Here is a 17,403-nt window from a genome sequence, read left to right on the forward strand (position 1 = left end):
GCGCCAGTCCCGCGATGCACTTTTCCCAGGCCACCAGGAGACAGCCATGAACACCGCATTTCGCAGGCACGACAAGCAGCAGGGCGCGATCGCCATCGTGCTGGGGCTGACCCTGGTGGTGCTGTTTGCCATGGGCGGCCTGGTGCTGGACCTGGGCCACCTGTACATCGCCAAGACGGAGCTGCAGAACGGCGCCGACAGCGCCGCCCTGGCCGGCGCCGTGGAACTCAACCAAAGCGCCACCGGCATCGACAACGCGCAGGCCAAGGCCATCGCCATCGCGCAAAAGAACCGCTACGACTTTTCCACCACGCTGACCCTGACGGCCGCCAACATCAGTTTCGGCCCCAGCCCCGACGGGCCGTGGTCTTCCGGCGCCAGCGCCCGCACCAGCCCCCAGGGCCAGACCTTCATCCGCGTCGACACGGGCAGCAAGACCTTCGCCACCTACCTGATGGGCATCGCCGGCATCGCCAGCACCAGTACCTCGGGCGTGGCCGTGGCGGGCCGCTTCGTCAACGACGTCACGCCGATCGGCGTGTGCGCCGTCGATCCGGCCAACAAGACGGCGCAATACACGTATCCGGCCGCGCCGGCCGGCACGGGCCTGACGGAACTGCTGGAATTCGGTTTCCGCCGCGGCGTCACCTACAACCTGTTCGGCCTCAATCCGCTGGGCGGCCCGTCCGACCCCTACCTGATCAACCCCGTCGATGCGCCGCCCGGCAGCTGCAGCGCCTCGCATTCGAGCGCCGCCTCCACCGCGCCGTTCATGTGCACGGGCAGCAGCGCCGTCATCACCAGCGGCACGGGCCAGGTCTACACGAACACGGGGCTGTCGGCCTCGCTGGCCGCCTCGCTCAATTCGCGCTTCGACGATTACGGCGGACCTTCCGTGTGCGACCCCGCGACGGCGCCGCCCGACACCAACATCAAGGAATTTCCCTGCGTGGGCGGCGCGTCGCCCTGCGCCGCCACCGCCGCCAACTCGCCGCCCACCGGCTGGATGCAGCCGGGCGCCAGCACCCTGCCCAGCCAGCAGCCCGTCAGCCTGTCCGGCAACAAGCCGAATTACCAGCTGCCGTCGGCCGGCCCCGTCCCCGCGCCCTCGGCCACGTTCGCCCAGTTCGCCGGCTACGGCGTGCTGTGGTCCTACGGCCCTGCCTACCAAAGCAATGGCGCCACTCCGGCCAAGGCCGGCACGGCGTACAGCGTCGCGGACGCCAACGCCAACCCCATGTACAGCACGGCCAAGGCGAATTACTTCGACACGGCCAGCTACCCCGTCAGCCCAGGCGCAGGCTTTCCTGCCAGTACGCCGCCTTCGCCGTACAACCAGACCAGCGGCCCCACGTTCCAGGCGCCCTCGGCAGCCCATCCGGGCCAGCGCAACCGGCGCATCCTCAACGTGGTGCTGGTCGACTGCCGCACGGCGCCCGTGGGGCCGGCTTCGTGCGGCGTCATGAATGCGGTGGGCATCGGCAAATTCTTCATGACGATGAAGGCCGATTTCAGCGGCGGCACCAAGCGCCTCGACGTCGAATTCGCGGGCCTGATCGAGCCCGTGCCGAATTCCGAAATCAAACTCTACAAGTGAGGCGGCCATGCGCATCCACCTTTCCCCCCTCAGGCAGCGCGGCGGCGCCGCCGTCGAATTCGGCATCGTGCTGGCCCTGCTGATCACCCTGCTGGCGGGCATCTTCGGCTTCGGCCGCGCCTTCTGGTACTACGACGCGCTTACCAAGGCCACGCGCGATGCGGCGCGCAACATGTCCGTCAAGGCCAAGGCCGGCATCGCATCGCAGGGCGTGCCTGCCGCCAAACAGACGGTCGTCGATGCGGCCACCAGCGCCGGCATCAGCGGCTTCACCACGGCCAACGTGACGGTCACCTGCCTGGATGCGGCGTTCAACGACAGCAGCTGCACCGATGGCACGGCGCCGGGCGGCATCCGCGTCGAAGTCGTCAACTACACGCTGTCGGTGGGCCAGTACCTGCCCTTCGTGATCGGCGCGGCCAGCAGCTATGCCACGCCGCTCTCGCCGCGCACCACCATGCGCTACATGCTGTAAGGAGAACGCCATGCGCCACCGCCTTTCATCGTCTCCTCCAGCCGGCCGCCAGCGCGGCGCCGCCGCCGTCGAATTCGCCCTGGTGGCACTGCTGTTTTTCACCCTGCTGTTCGGCATCCTCGAATTTGGCCGCATGCTGTACCTGTACAACACGGTGCAGGAAGTGAGCCGTCGCGCCGCGCGCGAGGCGGTAGTGCGCTGGATCGACCAGACGGACGCCGTCAAGACGCTGGCCCTGTTCGGCGGCACGGCCCTGCCTGCCGCGCCGGAACTGACGGCCGCCAACATCACCATCCGCTACCTGAACAAGAGCGGCGCCGAAGTGACCTTGCCGCCGCTCGATCCGGGCGACAACCTGTCGGCCTGCGGCGACATCACGCGCACGGCCAGCTGCATCGACAGCGTGCGCGTGTCGATCGACAACGTCAGCTATACGCCGATGGTCAGCCTGTTCGGTTTTCTCAATATCGCCGTGCCAGCCTCGGTCGTGGTCATGCACGCCGAAAGCCTGGGCTTCCAGATCAACTGAACGCCATTACCGGGAGTACCAAGTGAATATCGTCATCGTCTCGAAGAATGAAGCCCAGCTCAAGCGGCTCACCCGCTTGCTGCGCGAACGCAGCGCGGCCGACCGCGTCGCGCTGCTGGCGAGCATACCGGATGTATTCGACAACGGCGCCACGCCGGACTTGCTGCTGCTGGAGCAGGAGCAGGCGGGCGAGACGGAGCTGGAACGGCTTGAACTGCTGGGCGGGCGCCATCCGAACCTGGCCATCATCGTGCAATGTCCGCAGCAAAGTCCGCAATTCCTGCTGCGCGCGATGCGCGCCGGCGTGCGCGAAGTGCTGCTGCCGGACGACGACGCGGCCCTGTGCGCCGCGCTGCGCCGCATCGAGGACAAGCTGCAAAAGCAGGTCACGCGCAAGGGCCAGGTGCTGGCCTTCGTCTCGTGCAAGGGCGGCAGCGGCGCCACCTTCATCGCCGCCAACCTCGGCTACGCGCTGGCCGCCGGCGAACAGCGCAAGGTGGCGCTGTTCGACCTGAACCTGCAGTTCGGCGACGCCGCCCTGTTCGTCTCGGACCACAAGCCGGCCACCACCCTGTCGCAGCTGTCGCAGCAGATCGTGCGCCTTGACGCCTCGCTGCTGACCGCCAGCATGATCCAGATCACGCCAGCCTACAGCGTGCTGGCCGCCGCCGACGATCCCGCCCATGCGGCCGACGTCGAGGCGGACCATATCGACCGTTTGCTGACCCTGGCGCGCAGCCAGTACGACTACATCCTGCTCGACGTGGGACGCGGCCTCGACCCCGTCAGCGTGCGCGCGCTGGACCGGGCCGACCTGATCTTCCCCGTGCTGCAGGCCACCTTGCCGTATGTGCGCGACGGCAAGCGCCTGCTCGACGTATTCCGCGGCCTCGGCTACCGCGAAGACAAGATCCGCCTGATCCTGAACCGCTATGCCAGCAGCGACAGCATCCGCGTGGCCGACCTGGAAGCGGCGTATGGCAAGCACGTCTACAAATCCATCCCCAACCACTACGAGGCGGTGGCCGCCTCCGTCAGCCAGGGCGTGCCCATCCTCAAGCTGGCGTCGCACAATTCCGTCTCGCGCGCCCTGCAGGAACTGGCCGCCAGCCTGGCCGGCGAAACCCCGCCCGCCGCGCAAGGCTGGGTTTCGCGGCTGCTGGCGCGCGCTTGATTCCCTACAGCGCGCCTGATACCCCATTCACCGGAGACCGACCATGACTGCCGAAAAACTCACCCTGCGGGACCGCCTGGGCTATGCCCAGGATGACGCCAGCCTGAATGACGATGCAGCGCACCAGGGCGCATCGAGCCAGAGCTACCAGCAACTCAAGCACCGTACCCACCAGGCGCTGCTCGACCGCGTCGACCTGGAGGGCATGCAGCGCCTGTCGCGCGAGCAGATCCGCGAAGAGCTGAAAATCCTCGTCAGCGACGTGCTCACGGAAGACAATGTGGTGATCAACGAGCTGGAACGGCGCTCGCTGATCCGTGACATCCAGGACGAGGTGCTCGGCTTCGGCCCGCTCGAACCGCTGCTCGCCGATCCCGGCGTGTCCGACATCCTCGTCAACACCTACCGCCAGGTGTATGTCGAGCGCCACGGCCGCCTGGAGCTGAGCGACATCTGCTTTACCGACGACGCCCACCTGATGAAGATCATCGACAAGATCGTCTCGCGCGTGGGCCGGCGCATCGATGAATCGAGCCCCATGGTCGATGCGCGCCTGCCCGACGGTTCGCGCGTCAACGCCATCATCCCGCCGCTGGCCATCGACGGACCCGTGATGTCGATCCGCCGCTTCTCGGCCCAGCCCCTGCGCCTGGCCGACCTGATGCTCAAGCACAGCCTGACGGAGGAAATGAGCACCACCCTGCAGGCGCTGGGCAAGGCCAAGGTCAACATCCTGATCTCGGGCGGCACGGGCAGCGGCAAGACCACCATGCTCAATGCGATTTCCGGCTTCATCAGCACGGCCGAACGCATCGTCACCATCGAGGACGCGGCCGAACTGCAGATGCAGCAGCCGCACGTGGTGCGCCTGGAAACGCGGCCCGCGAACATCGAGGGCAAGGGCGAAGTGACGCAGCGGGCGCTGGTGCGCAATGCGCTGCGCATGCGCCCCGACCGCATCATCCTGGGCGAGGTGCGCGGCGCCGAGGCGCTCGACATGCTGGGCGCCATGAACACGGGCCACGAAGGCTCGATGGCCACCATCCATGCGAATACCCCGCGCGACGCGCTGACGCGGCTGGAAAACATGATCAGCATGGCCTCGGCGGGCCTGCCCGTGAAGGCCATGCGCCAGCAGATCAGTTCCGCCGTCAGCGTGGTGGTGCAGGTGGCGCGCCTGACGGATGGCAAGCGCAAGATCATTTCGATCCAGGAAATCACGGGCATGGAAGGCGAGATGATCACCATGCAGGAAATCTTCACCTTCCGCCAGACGGGCATCGGCGAGGACGGCACGGTGCAGGGACATTTCCATGCCAGCGGCGTACGGCCGCACTTCCTGGAACGCCTGCGCGCCTTCGGCATCAGCCTGCCGGAAACCCTGTTCGATCCCGCCCGCCAGTACCATTAAGGGGAGCATCATGGACTATCTCTATTACGTATTCGCCATCCTCACCTTCATCGCCGTGGTGCTGCTGATCGAGGGGGTGTACCTGGCGTGGAACACCTCGCGCGGCCCGGAAGCGGAAAGGGTGGCGCGCCGCCTGCGCATCATGTCGGCCGGCGCGCATGGCGACACGGGCAGCTCGATGATCAAGAAGCGCCTGCTGAGCGACACCCCGGCCCTGCAGCGCCTGCTGCTCAGCGTGCCCCGCGTGCATGCGCTAGACCGCCTGCTGGAGCAATCGGGGCTGACCTGGAGCGTGGCCAGCTTCGCCGGCGTGATGCTGGCCACGGCCGGCGCCGCGTTTTTGCTGTTCAGCTACTTCGGCGTGCCGTGGATGCTGCGCCTGCCGCTGGTGGCTGGCGCGGCCCTGCTGCCGCTGCTGGTGGTCTTGCGCGCCAAGGCCAAGCGCCTGCAGCGCATCGAACAGCAATTGCCCGATGCGCTCGACCTGATGGCGCGCGCCCTGCGCGCCGGCCACGCCTTCCCCACCGCCCTGAAAATGGTCGGCGATGAAATGAACGCGCCGCTGGCCGTGGAATTTCGCGCCACCTTCGACGAAGTCAATTTCGGCATCGCCATGCAGGACGCCCTGATGAACCTGGCCACGCGCGTGCCCAGCACGGACTTGCGCTACTTCGTCATCGCCGTGCTGATCCAGCGCGAAACGGGCGGCAACCTGGCCGAGCTGCTCGACAGCATCAGCCGCATCATCCGCGAGCGCATCAAGCTGCTGGGGCAGGTGCGCGTGCTGTCGGCCGAAGGCAGGCTGTCGGCCTGGATCCTGTCGCTGCTGCCCTTCGGCGCGGCGGCCATGATCCACCTGACCAATCCGCAATTCCTGGAAATGCTGTTTGTCGACCCGGGTGGACGCAAGATGCTCGTCGGCGCCCTGCTGCTGATGGTGTGCGGCGTCCTTGTCATGCGCAATATCATCCGCATCCGTGTCTGAGCCCGCAAGGAGAACTCTCATGAACCCCGTCCATTTTGCCTTTCTCGCCCTGCTCTTCATCGCCGTCTTCGGCACCGTGCTGGTGGCCATGCGCAGCTTTGCCCCCGATCCCTTGCGCCAGCGCATGGACAACGCCACCGGCAAGAGCGCGGCGGCACCTGGCGCATCGGCCCCCAGCCCATGGCTGGCGCGCATGGTGCGCCTGAGCGGTCCGCTGGCCAAACTGTCGCTGCCCGACCAGGGCTGGGAAGGTTCCGTGATGCGCCGACGCTTCATGAATGCCGGCCTGCGCCAGGCATCGGCGCCCATCCTGTTCTTTTCCGCCAAGACCATGCTGGCCATCGGCCTGCCCCTGCTGCTGTTCCTGGGCCTGAGCGCGTCGGGCAGCCAGATGGCGGGCAAGGCACTGCTGTTCTGGCTGCTGATCGTGGCCGCCATCGGCTACTACCTGCCCAATATTGTCCTGGCACAAATGATCAAGCGGCGCCAGCGCGATATCTTTGAAAGCTTTCCCGATGCGCTGGACTTGATGACGGTGTGCGTGGAAGCGGGCCTGGCCATGGATGCCGCGCTGGCCCGGGTGGCCGCGGAGATCGCCCTGAAAAGCAGCGTGCTGGCCGAGGAACTGCACCTGGTGATGCTGGAACTGCGTGCCGGCAACACCAAGGAGCGGGCCCTGCGCAACCTGGCCCTGCGCACGGGCGTCGAGGATGTCGACGCGCTGGTGGCCATGCTGATCCAGGCCGAACGCTTCGGCACCAGCATCGCCGCCTCGCTGCGCGTGCAGTCGGACCAGCTACGCACCAAGCGCCGCCAGATGGCCGAGGAAGAAGCGGCGAAGATCGCCCTCAAGCTGCTGTTCCCGCTGATCTTTTTCATCTTCCCTTCGCTGCTGGTCGTTTTGATGGGACCAGCCTTCCTGCAAATCTACCGCGTGCTCCTGCCCAGCATGGGCAGCGGCAGCTGACCGGAGAACCGCCATGTCACAGCACACCACCCTGATGCTCATGCTCGCCTGCGCCGGCCTGCTGCCCGCCTGCGGCCACCTGCCCGGCCCGGCCAGCCAGGGCAATCATGTTGCGCCCCCCCAGGCGCGCATCGATGACAGCCCCGCCACCCGCACTGCCGCGTTCTGCAAGCTGGGCAAGCGCATGCTGGAACTGGGCGACCCGCGCGCGGCGCTGGCCGCCTACCGCGAAGCCCTGCTGCTTGAGCCCGACTCGGCCGATGCGCGCAATGGCGCCGCCGTGCTGCACGCGCAGCTGGGCCAGCTGGAAACGGCCCGCAGCATGCTGCAGGCGCTGGCGCTGCAAGCGCCGACGGCCAGGACCTACAACAATCTCGGCTACGTGCTATACCTGCAGGGTGAGTATGCCCAGGCGGCCGACGCGCTGCGCCAGTCGCTGCAACTCGACAACGGCCAGCAGCCGGCGCGCGCCAACCTGGACCTGGCCATCGCGGCGCTGGCGCGCAGCATCGGCACAGTCGATGCCACCGCGGAGGCCATCGCGCCCGACCTGGCGCCGGCGCCCATGCCAGCGGCGCCGGCCAGCCGCTTGCAGCTGACGCAATTGCAGCCGAATATCTTTGCGCTGAGCTGGCGCGACGCGCCCGTGGCGGCGCAAGCCGCGCCAGCGGCTATCCCCGTCTTGGCCAAGCCGGCGATGCCGCTGCCACGGCTGGAAGTCATCAACGGCAATGGCGAAACGGGAATGGCGGCGCGCATGCGCGGCATGCTGGGCGGCATGGGCATCAGCGTGCTGCGGCTGGGCAACCAGCGGCCGTACGGCATCCAGGCCAGCAGCATCGTCTACCGTCCCGGCCACGCCGAGGCAGCGGCCGCCCTGGCCCTGGCATTGGGCGGCATGCCGCAACTGCAGGCGGCCGGCGACAGCGGCATCGGCGCGGGCGCCGACCTGCGTTTATTGCTGGGCAAGGATACGGCGGCCAGCCTGCGCGCGCCGGACGTGCGCCTGGCATCGAACACGGCGCCGTAGCAGTGGCATCAGCGACGGCGTCAGCGTGGCAGCAGGCGGCGGTCGGCAGGGTTGATCAGGAAGCCCTGCAGGATATCCTGCAGCTGCGGCAGTTTCGCCACGTAGGCGGGTATGCCCAGCTGGCGCGCGCCGAAGTAGTGGGCGATGATGTCGCCCTGCTGCTCCATGTTGAAGTCGGACAGGATGCCGCCAGCCTGCGCATCGTAACGGTAGGCGCGCTGCCCGATGTAGCCGCCGCGCAGCGCCAGCAGCACGCCATGCAGCAGCACGCCGTAGCCGAGCTGGTACTGCCACACGTGCACCATCTCGTGGATGAAGAACAGCTTGCCGCTGTTGCCTTCGCGGGAAAAATCGTCGCGGTACTGGGCCGGCATGAAGTGCAGGCTGCCGCGCGGCGTCATGGCCGTGTTCTGGTCCTGCAAGCCAAACGGAAGAAAGGAGCCGCGCACGACGCGCACGCGCGCGTAGTCGATGGCGCCCTGGAAGACGCTGCGGGCCATGGCGGTTTCGCCGATGGTGAGGGGACGGCGCAAGACTCGCATGAGAGAAAGAAATAAAGCGCGGCAAGCGGGAAGCCTGCCGCGCCGGAGCCGCTTACGCTGAACGCAGGCCGCTGGCCGCTTTCGCGATTTTTCCGTGATGCGGTCCCAGTTGCCGGCCGCGATCGCGTCTTTCGGCGTCAGCCACGAACCGCCCACGCAGGCGACGTTCTTGCACGCCAGGAACTGCGACGCCGTCTCTTGCGAGATGCCGCCCGTCGGGCAGAACGTGATGTCCGGCAGCGGGCCGTAAATCGCGTTGAGCATGCCGATGCCGCCCGCCGGCACGGCCGGGAACAGTTTCAGCTGCTGGAAGCCGTTTTCACGCGCCGCCATCACTTCGCCTGGCGTCATCACGCCTGGCAGCAATGGCAGGCCGCTGCTTTTCGCCGCCGCCACCAGGGCGGAAGTCAGGCCTGGCGAGACACCGAAGACGGCGCCCGCATCGCGCGCCTGCGCGAATTCCTCGGGACGGGTCAAGGTACCGACGCCGACGATGGCGCCCGGCACTGCCGACATGGCGCGGATCGCTTCGAGGCCGTGCTTGGTGCGCAGGGTCACTTCCAGCACGCGGATGCCGCCCGCCACCAGCGCGCGCGCCAGCGGTACGGCGTGTTCAGGATCGTCGATCGCAATCACGGGGATCACGCTCGAAGTGCGCATAATTTCCAGTAGTGTCATGGTCATCTCTTATTTCCTAGCCAAAAAGTCTTCATCGGAACCCGGTACGGTATCACCGACATTGTCGGCGTCGTGCAAGGCGACGGTGGTGGGAATCGGCGACGGCAGGCCGAAGGTGGTGGCACCCTCTTCCGCCGCGCTGACGGTGGAACGGAACATGGAAAACAGCTCGCGGCCCATGCCGACGTGGTTCGGCGACAAGTCGGCCGTGACCAGCGAACGGGCGTGCCAGACATCGGCCGGCACCAGCGCTTCCAATACGCCGGTAAAGGCGTCGAGACGGATGATGTCGCCGTCACGCACCAGGCCCAGCGGGCCGCCGGCGAGAATCTCCGGCGAGACGTGGATGGCGGCCGGCACCTTGCCCGATGCGCCCGACATGCGGCCATCGGTGACCAGCGCCACGTGGCGGCCCGCATCCTGCAGATTGGCCAGCGCCGGGGTCAGCGCATGCAGTTCCGGCATGCCGTTGGCGCGCGGGCCCTGGAAGCGCAGCACGGCAACGAAATCGCGGTCCAGCGTTCCCGCCTTGTAGGCGGCCATGAAATCTTCCTGCGAATTGAACACCAGCGCCGGCGCTTCCACCGTGCGGTGCTGCGGCTTGACGGCCGAGACCTTCATCACGGCGCGGCCCAGGTTACCTGCGACCAATACCATGCCGCCGTCCGGCGCGAACGGGTTCGAGGCGGGACGCAGCACGTTTTCGTCGGCGCTGGTGGCCGGTGCATCTTTCCAGAAGACCTTGCCGTCTTCGCCGAGGAACGGTTCCATGCAGTGGGCGCGCAAGCCGTGGCCCAGGATGGTGTTGACGTCGTCGTGCAGCAAGCCCGCGTCCAGCAATTCGCGGATCAGATAGCCCGTGCCGCCGGCCGCGTGGAAATGGTTCACATCGGCGTCGCCGTTCGGGTAGATGCGCGTGAGCATCGGCACGATGGCCGACAGTTCGTTGAAATCGTTCCAGTCGATGACGATGCCGGCTGCCTTGGCGATGGCCACCAGGTGCAAGGTGTGGTTGGTCGAACCGCCCGTGGCCAGCAAGCCCACGACGGCGTTGACGATACATTTCTCGTCAACAATATGGCCGACCGGCAAGTAGCTGGCGCTTTGCGCCGTGATGACGGCGGCGCGCTGGGCGGCCGCTCTTGTAAGCGCATCGCGCAGCGGGGTATTCGGCGTGATGAAGGCGGCGCCCGGCAAGTGCAGGCCCATCACTTCCATCAGCATCTGGTTGCTGTTCGCGGTACCGTAGAAGGTACAGGTGCCGGCGCCGTGGTAGGCTTTCGATTCGCCTTCGAGCAAGTCTTCACGCGTGGCCTTGCCTTGCGCATACAGCTGGCGCACCTTGGCTTTTTCCTGGTTCGACAGGCCCGACGTCATCGGACCGGCCGGCACGAAGACGGCCGGCAAATGGCCGAAGTGCAGCGCGCCGATCAACAGGCCCGGCACGATCTTGTCGCACACGCCCAGGTACAGGGCCGAGTCGAACATATTGTGCGACAGCGCCACGGCCGTCGACATGGCGATGGTGTCGCGCGAGAACAGCGACAGTTCCATGCCCGGCTGGCCTTGCGTCACGCCATCACACATGGCGGGCACGCCGCCGGCGAACTGGGCCACGGCGCCTACTTCGCGCACGGCTTGCTTGATGATCTGCGGGAAGCCTTCAAACGGCTGGTGCGCCGACAGCATGTCGTTGTACGAGGAAACGATGGCCACGGAAGGCTTCTTGTATTCCTTCAGCGACAGCTTGTCGTTGGCGGGAAAGGCGGCAAAGCCGTGCGCCAGGTTGGTGCACGACAGGGCGCCGCGCTGCACGCCCTGGATGCGGGCAGCATCCAGATGCGCCAGGTAGGCGCCGCGCGATGGCCGGCTGCGCGCGATGATGCGCGCTGTTACGGATTCGACTACTGGATGCAGCGCCATATGGATTTCCTTAAAAATGAGTATTTCGTGAAATTTTACTACAAAATGGTCGTGCAGAAGCACTCTTGCAGTGGCCAGTGGCAGAAATAATCCATTTTTCCACGACCTTTCAAGGCAAAACAACAGCGTGCCACGTCCACTCGCCTTGCTTGCCTATCTATTGCAGCACGGATAAAACGCTGAAAAAACGCTGAAAATGCCATGCGCCTGCACAAACTGTAGTGAAATTACGTTTTTCTGATGTATTATTCTCATACCAACGCCGGATCCGCTGTTCGCCATCACGAACGCGCCGCGCTCCTTTCAACCGAGACAAGCACCCAAGCCGACCGCCATGCGCCAGCCAGCACCTACTCCTGCCATCACCGCCACCGCCAGTTTCCAGTCCCTGCAAGCGCATGGCGCCAGCCTGCGCGACGTGCATTTGCGCCAGCTGTTCGCGGCCGACCCCGCGCGTTTCTCGACGATGACGGTCGATGCGGCCGGCCTGCTGCTCGATTACTCGAAGAACCGTGTCGACGCCACCGCCATGCGTCTGCTGATGGACCTGGCCCGCGAGCGCGGCGTGGAAGCGCAGCGCGAAGCCATGTTCACTGGCGAGAAAATCAATCTTACCGAACATCGGGCCGTTCTGCATACCGCCTTGCGCGCGCCACGCGGCACCAAGCTGGTGGTCGACGGCCAGGATATCGATACCGACGTGCAAGATGTGCTGCAACGCGTCAAGGCGTTTACGGACAGGGTGCGCAATGGCAGCTGGCTCGGCTACACGGGCAAGCCGATTTGCGACATCGTCAACATCGGCATCGGCGGCTCGGACCTGGGGCCGAAAATGGCTTGCCTGGCCCTGCGCTCGTATGCCAACCCGGGCCTGGAAATGCACTTTGTTTCCAACGTCGACGGGCACGACATGGAAGCGACCCTGTCGAAAGTCGATCCGGAAACGACCCTGTTCATCGTCGCCTCAAAAACCTTCGTTACGGCTGAAACCATGCTCAACGCCAACACGGCGCGCGCCTGGTTCCTGCTCGAAGGCGAAGAAAGCGACTTGGCCAAGCATTTTGTGGCCGTCTCGACCAACACGCAAGCCATCGTCGACTTCGGCATTTCGCCGGACAACATGTTCCCTTTCTGGGACTGGGTGGGCGGCCGTTACTCCGTCTGGTCGTCGATCGGCCTGGCCGTGGCCCTGTCCATCGGCTTTGAATACTTCAGCGATTTCCTCGCCGGCGCGCATGCGATGGACCAGCACTTCCGCCAGGCGCCGCTGGAACAGAACATGCCCGTCGTGCTGGCCATGGTGGGCTTCTGGAACCGCCAGTTCCTTGATTGCGGCTCCGTTTCCATCGCGCCTTACCACCAGGACTTGAGCCGCTTTGCAGCCTACTTGCAACAGCTGGACATGGAAAGCAACGGCAAGCGCGTCACCAAGGATGGCGTGCCCGTCGACGTGCCGACCGGCCCCGTCATCTGGGGCGACTGCGGCACGAATGCGCAGCATGCGTACTTCCAGCTGCTGCACCAGGGCACGGACATCACGCCCATCGATTTCATCGCCGCCCTGCGCGCCACGCACGATTTACCGGGCCACCACGACGCCCTGCTGGCGAACTGCTTTGCCCAGTCGGAAGCCTTCATGACGGGCAAGACGGGCGATGAGGTGCGTCTTGATCTGCAGGCGCAAGGCTTGCCGGACAGCGAGATCGAGGCGCTGGTACCGCACAAGACCTTCCCCGGCAACCGCCCCAGCAACACCATTTTGATGGACCAGCTGACCCCGACCACCCTGGGCGCCCTGATCGCGCTGTACGAACACAAGACCTTCGTGCAGGGCGTCTTGTGGAACGTCAACAGTTTCGACCAGTGGGGCGTGGAACTGGGCAAGGTGCTGGCCAAGAAAATTCAGGCCGAACTGACGGGCGAAGCCCGTCCCGACCACCACGACAGCTCGACCAATGGCTTGATTGCGCTGGCTAAAGCTGCAAAAGCCGCATACTAAAAGAGATAGATGAATATTTACGAAATTAAAGTAGTCAGCGACAAACCCATGCAAGTGGGCGAATGCCCGCTATGGCATGGCAAGGAAGCGGCCCTGTACTGGGTCGACATCGATGGCCGCGCCGTGCACCGCTTGTACCCGGCCAGCGGCAGGCATGACCAGTGGAGCATGCCGACGGAACCGTCGGCGCTGGCCATCAACGCGGGCGGCGGCCTGATCGTGGCCTTGCGCAGCGGTTTTGCCCACCTCGACACGAAGACGGGCAGCCTGGCGGAAATCGCCCCGGCGCCGTTCGACATGGCCACCACGCGCTTCAACGATGGCAAGGTCGACCCGGCAGGCCGTTTCTGGGTCGGCACGATTTTCGAGCCGCGCAACGCCGATGCGGCGGAAATGTTCGTGCTGGAAAAGGGACAAGTGCGCAAAGTCTGGTCGGGCGGCATGACCGTCTCGAACGGCCTGGGCTTTTCCCCCGACAAGCGCACCATGTACCACTCGGATACCACCACGCACCGCATCGACCGCTTCGATTTCGATGCGGCCAGCGGAACCATTTCCGCGCCGCAGCCATTCCAGCGTTTTTCCATGGACAAGAAAGCTGCCGACTACGGCGGGCGCCCCGATGGCGCGGCCGTCGACAGCGAAGGCAATTACTGGTCGGCCATGTTTGAAGGCGGCAAGATCTTGCGCTTCGCCCCCGATGGCCAACTGCTGGGCGAAATTACCGTGCCCGTGCGCTGCCCCACCATGGTGACGTTTGGCGGCCCCGACCTGCGCACCCTGTACATCACCAGCGCCAGCCATAACCGCTCGGCCGAAGAAATTGCCAACCACCCTTTGACCGGCCACGTGCTGTCCGTGCGCGTGGACGTGGCGGGCCAGCCGGAGACGGCTTACCAGGCGTAATCGTTCCAAACATGAAAAAGCGCCGGCACCTGCGAGGGTCCGGCGCTTTTTTTACGCTCACGTAAGTCGGATTGGCGGGGCAAGGTCCCGCGTAATCCGACAACAGTGTTGGCCATGATGGCGTCGGATGACGCGGCGTACGCCGCTAATCCGACCTACAGTTGCTTCAGCTTACCGCGCCAATACTTTACGGATCGTCTCGGCCAATTCAGCCGCCACGAATTTCGCCACATAACCATCGGCACCCACGCCCTTGACGTGGTCTTCGTTGGTCGAGCCCGTCAGCGACGAGTGGATCACCACGGGGATGTTGGCGAAGCGGCCATCGTTCTTGATGTTGCGCGTCAGGGTAAAGCCATCCATTTCCGGCATTTCCAGGTCGGTCAGCACCAGCGCCACCTTGTCTTTCGCCGTCTTGCCTTCCGTGGCCGCCTGGGCCGAGATGGCCTGCAGGCGTTCCCATGCTTCCTTGCCCGTCTTGGTCATGATGAAAGGCACGCCCATCGCTTCGAGGCCCTTTTCGATCAGCGAACGGGCCAGCGAGGAATCGTCGGCCGCGAGGATCACGGCGCCGGCAGGCAAGCGCACTTGCGGGCCGATGCTGTTCTCGTCCACGTCCGGGTCGCCCGACGGCAGCACGTTGCGCAGGATTTGTTCCACGTCCAGCACTTGCGCCAGGCGCGTCTTGTCCGTGTCGCCATCGAGGCGCGCGATACTGGTGACGAGGCCGCCACCGACGCTCGATTCGGCCGACAGCACCTGGTTCCATTCCAGGCGCACGATTTCATCGACCTCTTCCACGGCAAACGCCTGTGTCGAACGAGCAAATTCGGTCACCATCAGTATCTTCAAGCCATTGCTCTTGCAGCCGACCGCCATCGGCAAGTCGATCACGGGCACGATCTGGCCACGGATATTAACCACGCCCAGCATGTGCGGGTGCGAACCGGCCACGGCCGTGATGGCCGGCATTTCCATGATTTCACGGACTTTGAACACATTGATGCCGAATAGTTCGCGGCTGGTCGAGTGATCACTGGTACCCAGCTTGAACAGGAACAGTTCGAATTTGTTATTGCCTGTCAGGCTCGTGCGTTCATCGACATCTTGCTGCATTGAATTCATTGTGTCCCCTTGAGCCGTCTTGTAAAGTTAAGTCGCCTGCCCTGATGCTGCGGACAGTGCGGACTGCACGTCGCATGGACGTCGGATGGCGGGTTCGGGGCATGGCCGGCGCTAGCGGTGCAGTGTATATCGTACAATTTCTTACAACCAATAGTTGCTATCAATTCGAGCTTGAATTATACGGTTTTTTACTTTCTTCTCTTCAAAGCTACTTTACGCTGCCAACAGCGATCCTGACAGCATTTCTTGATTTGCTTGTTGCTACAGCGCAAATGATGACGGAGAGAACTAGAAATTTCCCTGGCAACCATGGTTTCTTTGAAAAGGCTATGAAAAGCAGGACACCGCGCCGGCGCCGGCGAACGGCATATAATGGCCATGCCGGCGCCGCTGGCGGGCATACCGGGCAAAATGGCGACGGCAGGGGCTGGAATGTAGTAAAATTTCTTGCAATTGCCTGTTCTACGTAGTAAATTTACACCACCGATTAGAGTAGCGACAGACTGGCACTTCCGGTCGGCCTCCTCCCCGCTCCGGCCCTTTTACTTTTGCGACGACACTCACTTATGGCACTTACCGATTTTGACCTGGTCCTGTTTGGCGGCAGCGGCGATTTAGCAATGCGCAAATTGTTGCCTGCAATGTATGCGCGCGACGTCGCGAACGATTTGCCGCCGACGGCGCGCATCATCTGCGTTGGCCGCCAGGACAGCGGCCAGGATGCCTTCCTGAAAATGGTGGAAAGCAACTCGCGTCCCCACATCAAGGCCAGCACCCTGAATGCCGCCACCTGGAGCAAATTCTGCGCGCGCATCGTGTATGTGTCGCTCAACGCCAGCGATGCGGCCACGTATGCGCCGCTGGTCGAAGCGCTGCGCGGCGATGCCGACCTGACGCGCGTGTATTACCTGGCGACGCCGCCGCATCTGTTCGCCCTCATCTGCGACAACCTGGAAGACAACGGCCTGGTGACGCCGAACTCGCGCGTGGTGCTGGAAAAGCCGCTGGGCCGCGACCTGGCCAGCGCCAAGCAGATCAATGCCGAAGTGGGCAAGGTTTTCCAAGAATCGCAGATCTACCGTATCGACCATTACCTGGGCAAGGAAACCGTGCAGAACTTGCTGGCCCTGCGCTTCGGCAATATCCTGTTCGAACCGCTGTGGCGCCGCGAATGGATTTCCGACGTGCAGATCACCATCGCCGAGAAACTGGGCGTGGGCAACCGCATGGGTTACTACGACACCTCGGGCGCGCTGCGCGACATGCTGCAAAACCACTTGCTGCAACTGCTGTGCATCGTCGCCATGGAACCGCCGACCTCGATCGCACCGGACGCCGTGCGCGATGAAAAGCTGCAAGTGCTGCGCTCGCTGAAAAAATTCACGCCCACCACCCTGGCGCAGAACATCGTACGCGGCCAGTACCGCGCCGGCCACGTCGACGGCGCCACCGTGCCGAGCTACCGCGACGAGCCGGATGCGCCGGAACATTCGCGCACCGAAACCTTCGTTGCGCTGAAGGCGGAAATCGATACCTGGCGCTGGGCCGGCGTGCCGTTCTACCTGCGCACGGGCAAGCGCATGGCCGACAGCCTGGCCGAGATCGTCGTGCGCTTCAAGCAAATTCCGCACTCGATCTTCAACCAGCCCACGTCGAGCTTCCAGCCGAACTGCCTGGTGATCCGTTTGCAGCCGGACGAAGGCTTGCGCATGAACCTGATGGCGAAAACCCCGGGCGATGGCATGCGCTTGAAACCGGCGGAACTGGAACTCGATTTCCGCGAATCGTTCAAGACCCCGCGCATGGACGCCTACGAGCGTTTGCTGCTCGACGTCCTGCGCGGCCAGCTGACCCTGTTCATGCGCGGCGACGAACTGGAAGCGGCCTGGGAATGGGTCGAGCCGATTCTCGACAACTGGGAACAGAACGACAGCGCGCCGATTCCGTACACGGCCGGCACCTGGGGCCCCGCGGCCGCCAGCGCCCTGATCGGCCGCGATGGCTTGCAGTGGCGTGAAGAGGCGCTTCCTGAAGACTAGTTTGGAAGCGCAAGGAGTCTGGC

The 17,403-nt window shown here is 64.6% G+C and carries 15 protein-coding genes and 1 pseudogene; 12 read left to right on the top strand and 4 right to left on the bottom strand.

Annotated features, from left to right (window positions below; all coding sequences use genetic code 11):
* The first annotated feature begins 46 nt into the window (after positions 1-46).
* The 8 genes from JAB1_RS17870 to JAB1_RS17905 are packed head-to-tail and all read left to right on the top strand — an operon-like array spanning position 47 to position 8,168.
* Entirely contained in the window at positions 47-1,597 is a 1,551-nt protein-coding gene (locus JAB1_RS17870) for a Tad domain-containing protein (RefSeq protein WP_070281269.1), read from the top strand.
* Between the two features lie 7 nt (positions 1,598-1,604).
* Positions 1,605-2,072 (top strand): TadE/TadG family type IV pilus assembly protein, encoded by a 468-nt coding sequence (locus JAB1_RS17875; RefSeq protein ID WP_034787020.1) that lies wholly within the window; start codon positions 1,605-1,607, stop codon positions 2,070-2,072.
* Between the two features lie 10 nt (positions 2,073-2,082).
* A complete protein-coding gene (locus JAB1_RS17880) occupies positions 2,083-2,601 on the top strand; it encodes a TadE family protein (RefSeq protein WP_052140555.1) in 519 nt (172 codons plus the stop codon).
* Positions 2,602-2,623: 22 nt separating this feature from the next.
* Positions 2,624-3,775 (top strand): AAA family ATPase, encoded by a 1,152-nt coding sequence (locus tag JAB1_RS17885; protein WP_034787021.1) that lies wholly within the window; start codon positions 2,624-2,626, stop codon positions 3,773-3,775.
* A 43-nt stretch (positions 3,776-3,818) separates the two neighbouring features.
* Entirely contained in the window at positions 3,819-5,186 is a 1,368-nt protein-coding gene (locus tag JAB1_RS17890) for a CpaF family protein (RefSeq protein ID WP_034787023.1), read from the top strand.
* 10 nt (positions 5,187-5,196) lie between these two features.
* The gene (locus JAB1_RS17895) at positions 5,197-6,171 is read left to right on the top strand and encodes a type II secretion system F family protein (protein ID WP_034787025.1); all 975 of its coding nucleotides are present in this window, start codon (positions 5,197-5,199) and stop codon (positions 6,169-6,171) included.
* A gap of 19 nt (positions 6,172-6,190) precedes the next feature.
* Positions 6,191-7,138: a type II secretion system F family protein gene (locus tag JAB1_RS17900; protein WP_034787026.1), complete on the top strand. Its 948-nt coding sequence runs from the start codon at positions 6,191-6,193 to the stop codon at positions 7,136-7,138.
* Between the two features lie 13 nt (positions 7,139-7,151).
* Positions 7,152-8,168, top strand: coding sequence for a LytR C-terminal domain-containing protein (locus JAB1_RS17905; RefSeq protein ID WP_070281270.1), 1,017 nt, complete (start codon positions 7,152-7,154; stop codon positions 8,166-8,168).
* A gap of 20 nt (positions 8,169-8,188) precedes the next feature.
* Here the strand turns inward: JAB1_RS17905 and JAB1_RS30340 are convergent, their stop codons facing one another.
* The 3 genes and pseudogenes from JAB1_RS30340 to edd all read right to left on the bottom strand — a co-directional run bounded on the left by JAB1_RS30340 (position 8,189) and on the right by edd (position 11,311).
* Entirely contained in the window at positions 8,189-8,701 is a 513-nt protein-coding gene (locus tag JAB1_RS30340) for a hypothetical protein (RefSeq protein WP_070281271.1), read from the bottom strand.
* Positions 8,702-8,762: 61 nt separating this feature from the next.
* Positions 8,763-9,394 (bottom strand): annotated as a pseudogene (gene eda, locus JAB1_RS17915) (bifunctional 4-hydroxy-2-oxoglutarate aldolase/2-dehydro-3-deoxy-phosphogluconate aldolase).
* Between the two features lie 3 nt (positions 9,395-9,397).
* Entirely contained in the window at positions 9,398-11,311 is a 1,914-nt protein-coding gene (gene edd, locus JAB1_RS17920; protein WP_070281272.1) for a phosphogluconate dehydratase, read from the bottom strand.
* A gap of 334 nt (positions 11,312-11,645) precedes the next feature.
* Here edd and pgi point away from each other — a divergent pair, with 334 nt between their 5' ends.
* On the top strand, positions 11,646-13,310 hold the full coding sequence (gene pgi / locus JAB1_RS17925; RefSeq protein ID WP_070281273.1) for a glucose-6-phosphate isomerase: 1,665 nt from the start codon (positions 11,646-11,648) through the stop codon (positions 13,308-13,310).
* 9 nt (positions 13,311-13,319) lie between these two features.
* Positions 13,320-14,216, top strand: a complete 897-nt coding sequence (locus tag JAB1_RS17930; protein WP_070281274.1) for an SMP-30/gluconolactonase/LRE family protein — start codon at positions 13,320-13,322, stop codon at positions 14,214-14,216.
* A gap of 171 nt (positions 14,217-14,387) precedes the next feature.
* Here the strand turns inward: JAB1_RS17930 and JAB1_RS17935 are convergent, their stop codons facing one another.
* Positions 14,388-15,341 (bottom strand): chemotaxis protein, encoded by a 954-nt coding sequence (locus JAB1_RS17935; RefSeq protein WP_070281275.1) that lies wholly within the window; start codon positions 15,339-15,341, stop codon positions 14,388-14,390.
* 74 nt (positions 15,342-15,415) lie between these two features.
* On the opposite strand from JAB1_RS17935, the gene JAB1_RS29630 reads away from it, so the two are divergent.
* Positions 15,416-15,811, top strand: coding sequence for a hypothetical protein (locus tag JAB1_RS29630; protein ID WP_139144598.1), 396 nt, complete (start codon positions 15,416-15,418; stop codon positions 15,809-15,811).
* A 96-nt stretch (positions 15,812-15,907) separates the two neighbouring features.
* Complete coding sequence (gene zwf, locus JAB1_RS17940; RefSeq protein WP_070260463.1) at positions 15,908-17,380, top strand: glucose-6-phosphate dehydrogenase; 1,473 nt, start codon at positions 15,908-15,910, stop codon at positions 17,378-17,380.
* Positions 17,381-17,403 lie beyond the last annotated feature (23 nt).

Origin of the sequence: Janthinobacterium sp. MP5059B (assembly GCF_001758645.1) — a bacterium.
GTDB classification, from domain to species: domain Bacteria; phylum Pseudomonadota; class Gammaproteobacteria; order Burkholderiales; family Burkholderiaceae_D; genus Janthinobacterium; species Janthinobacterium lividum.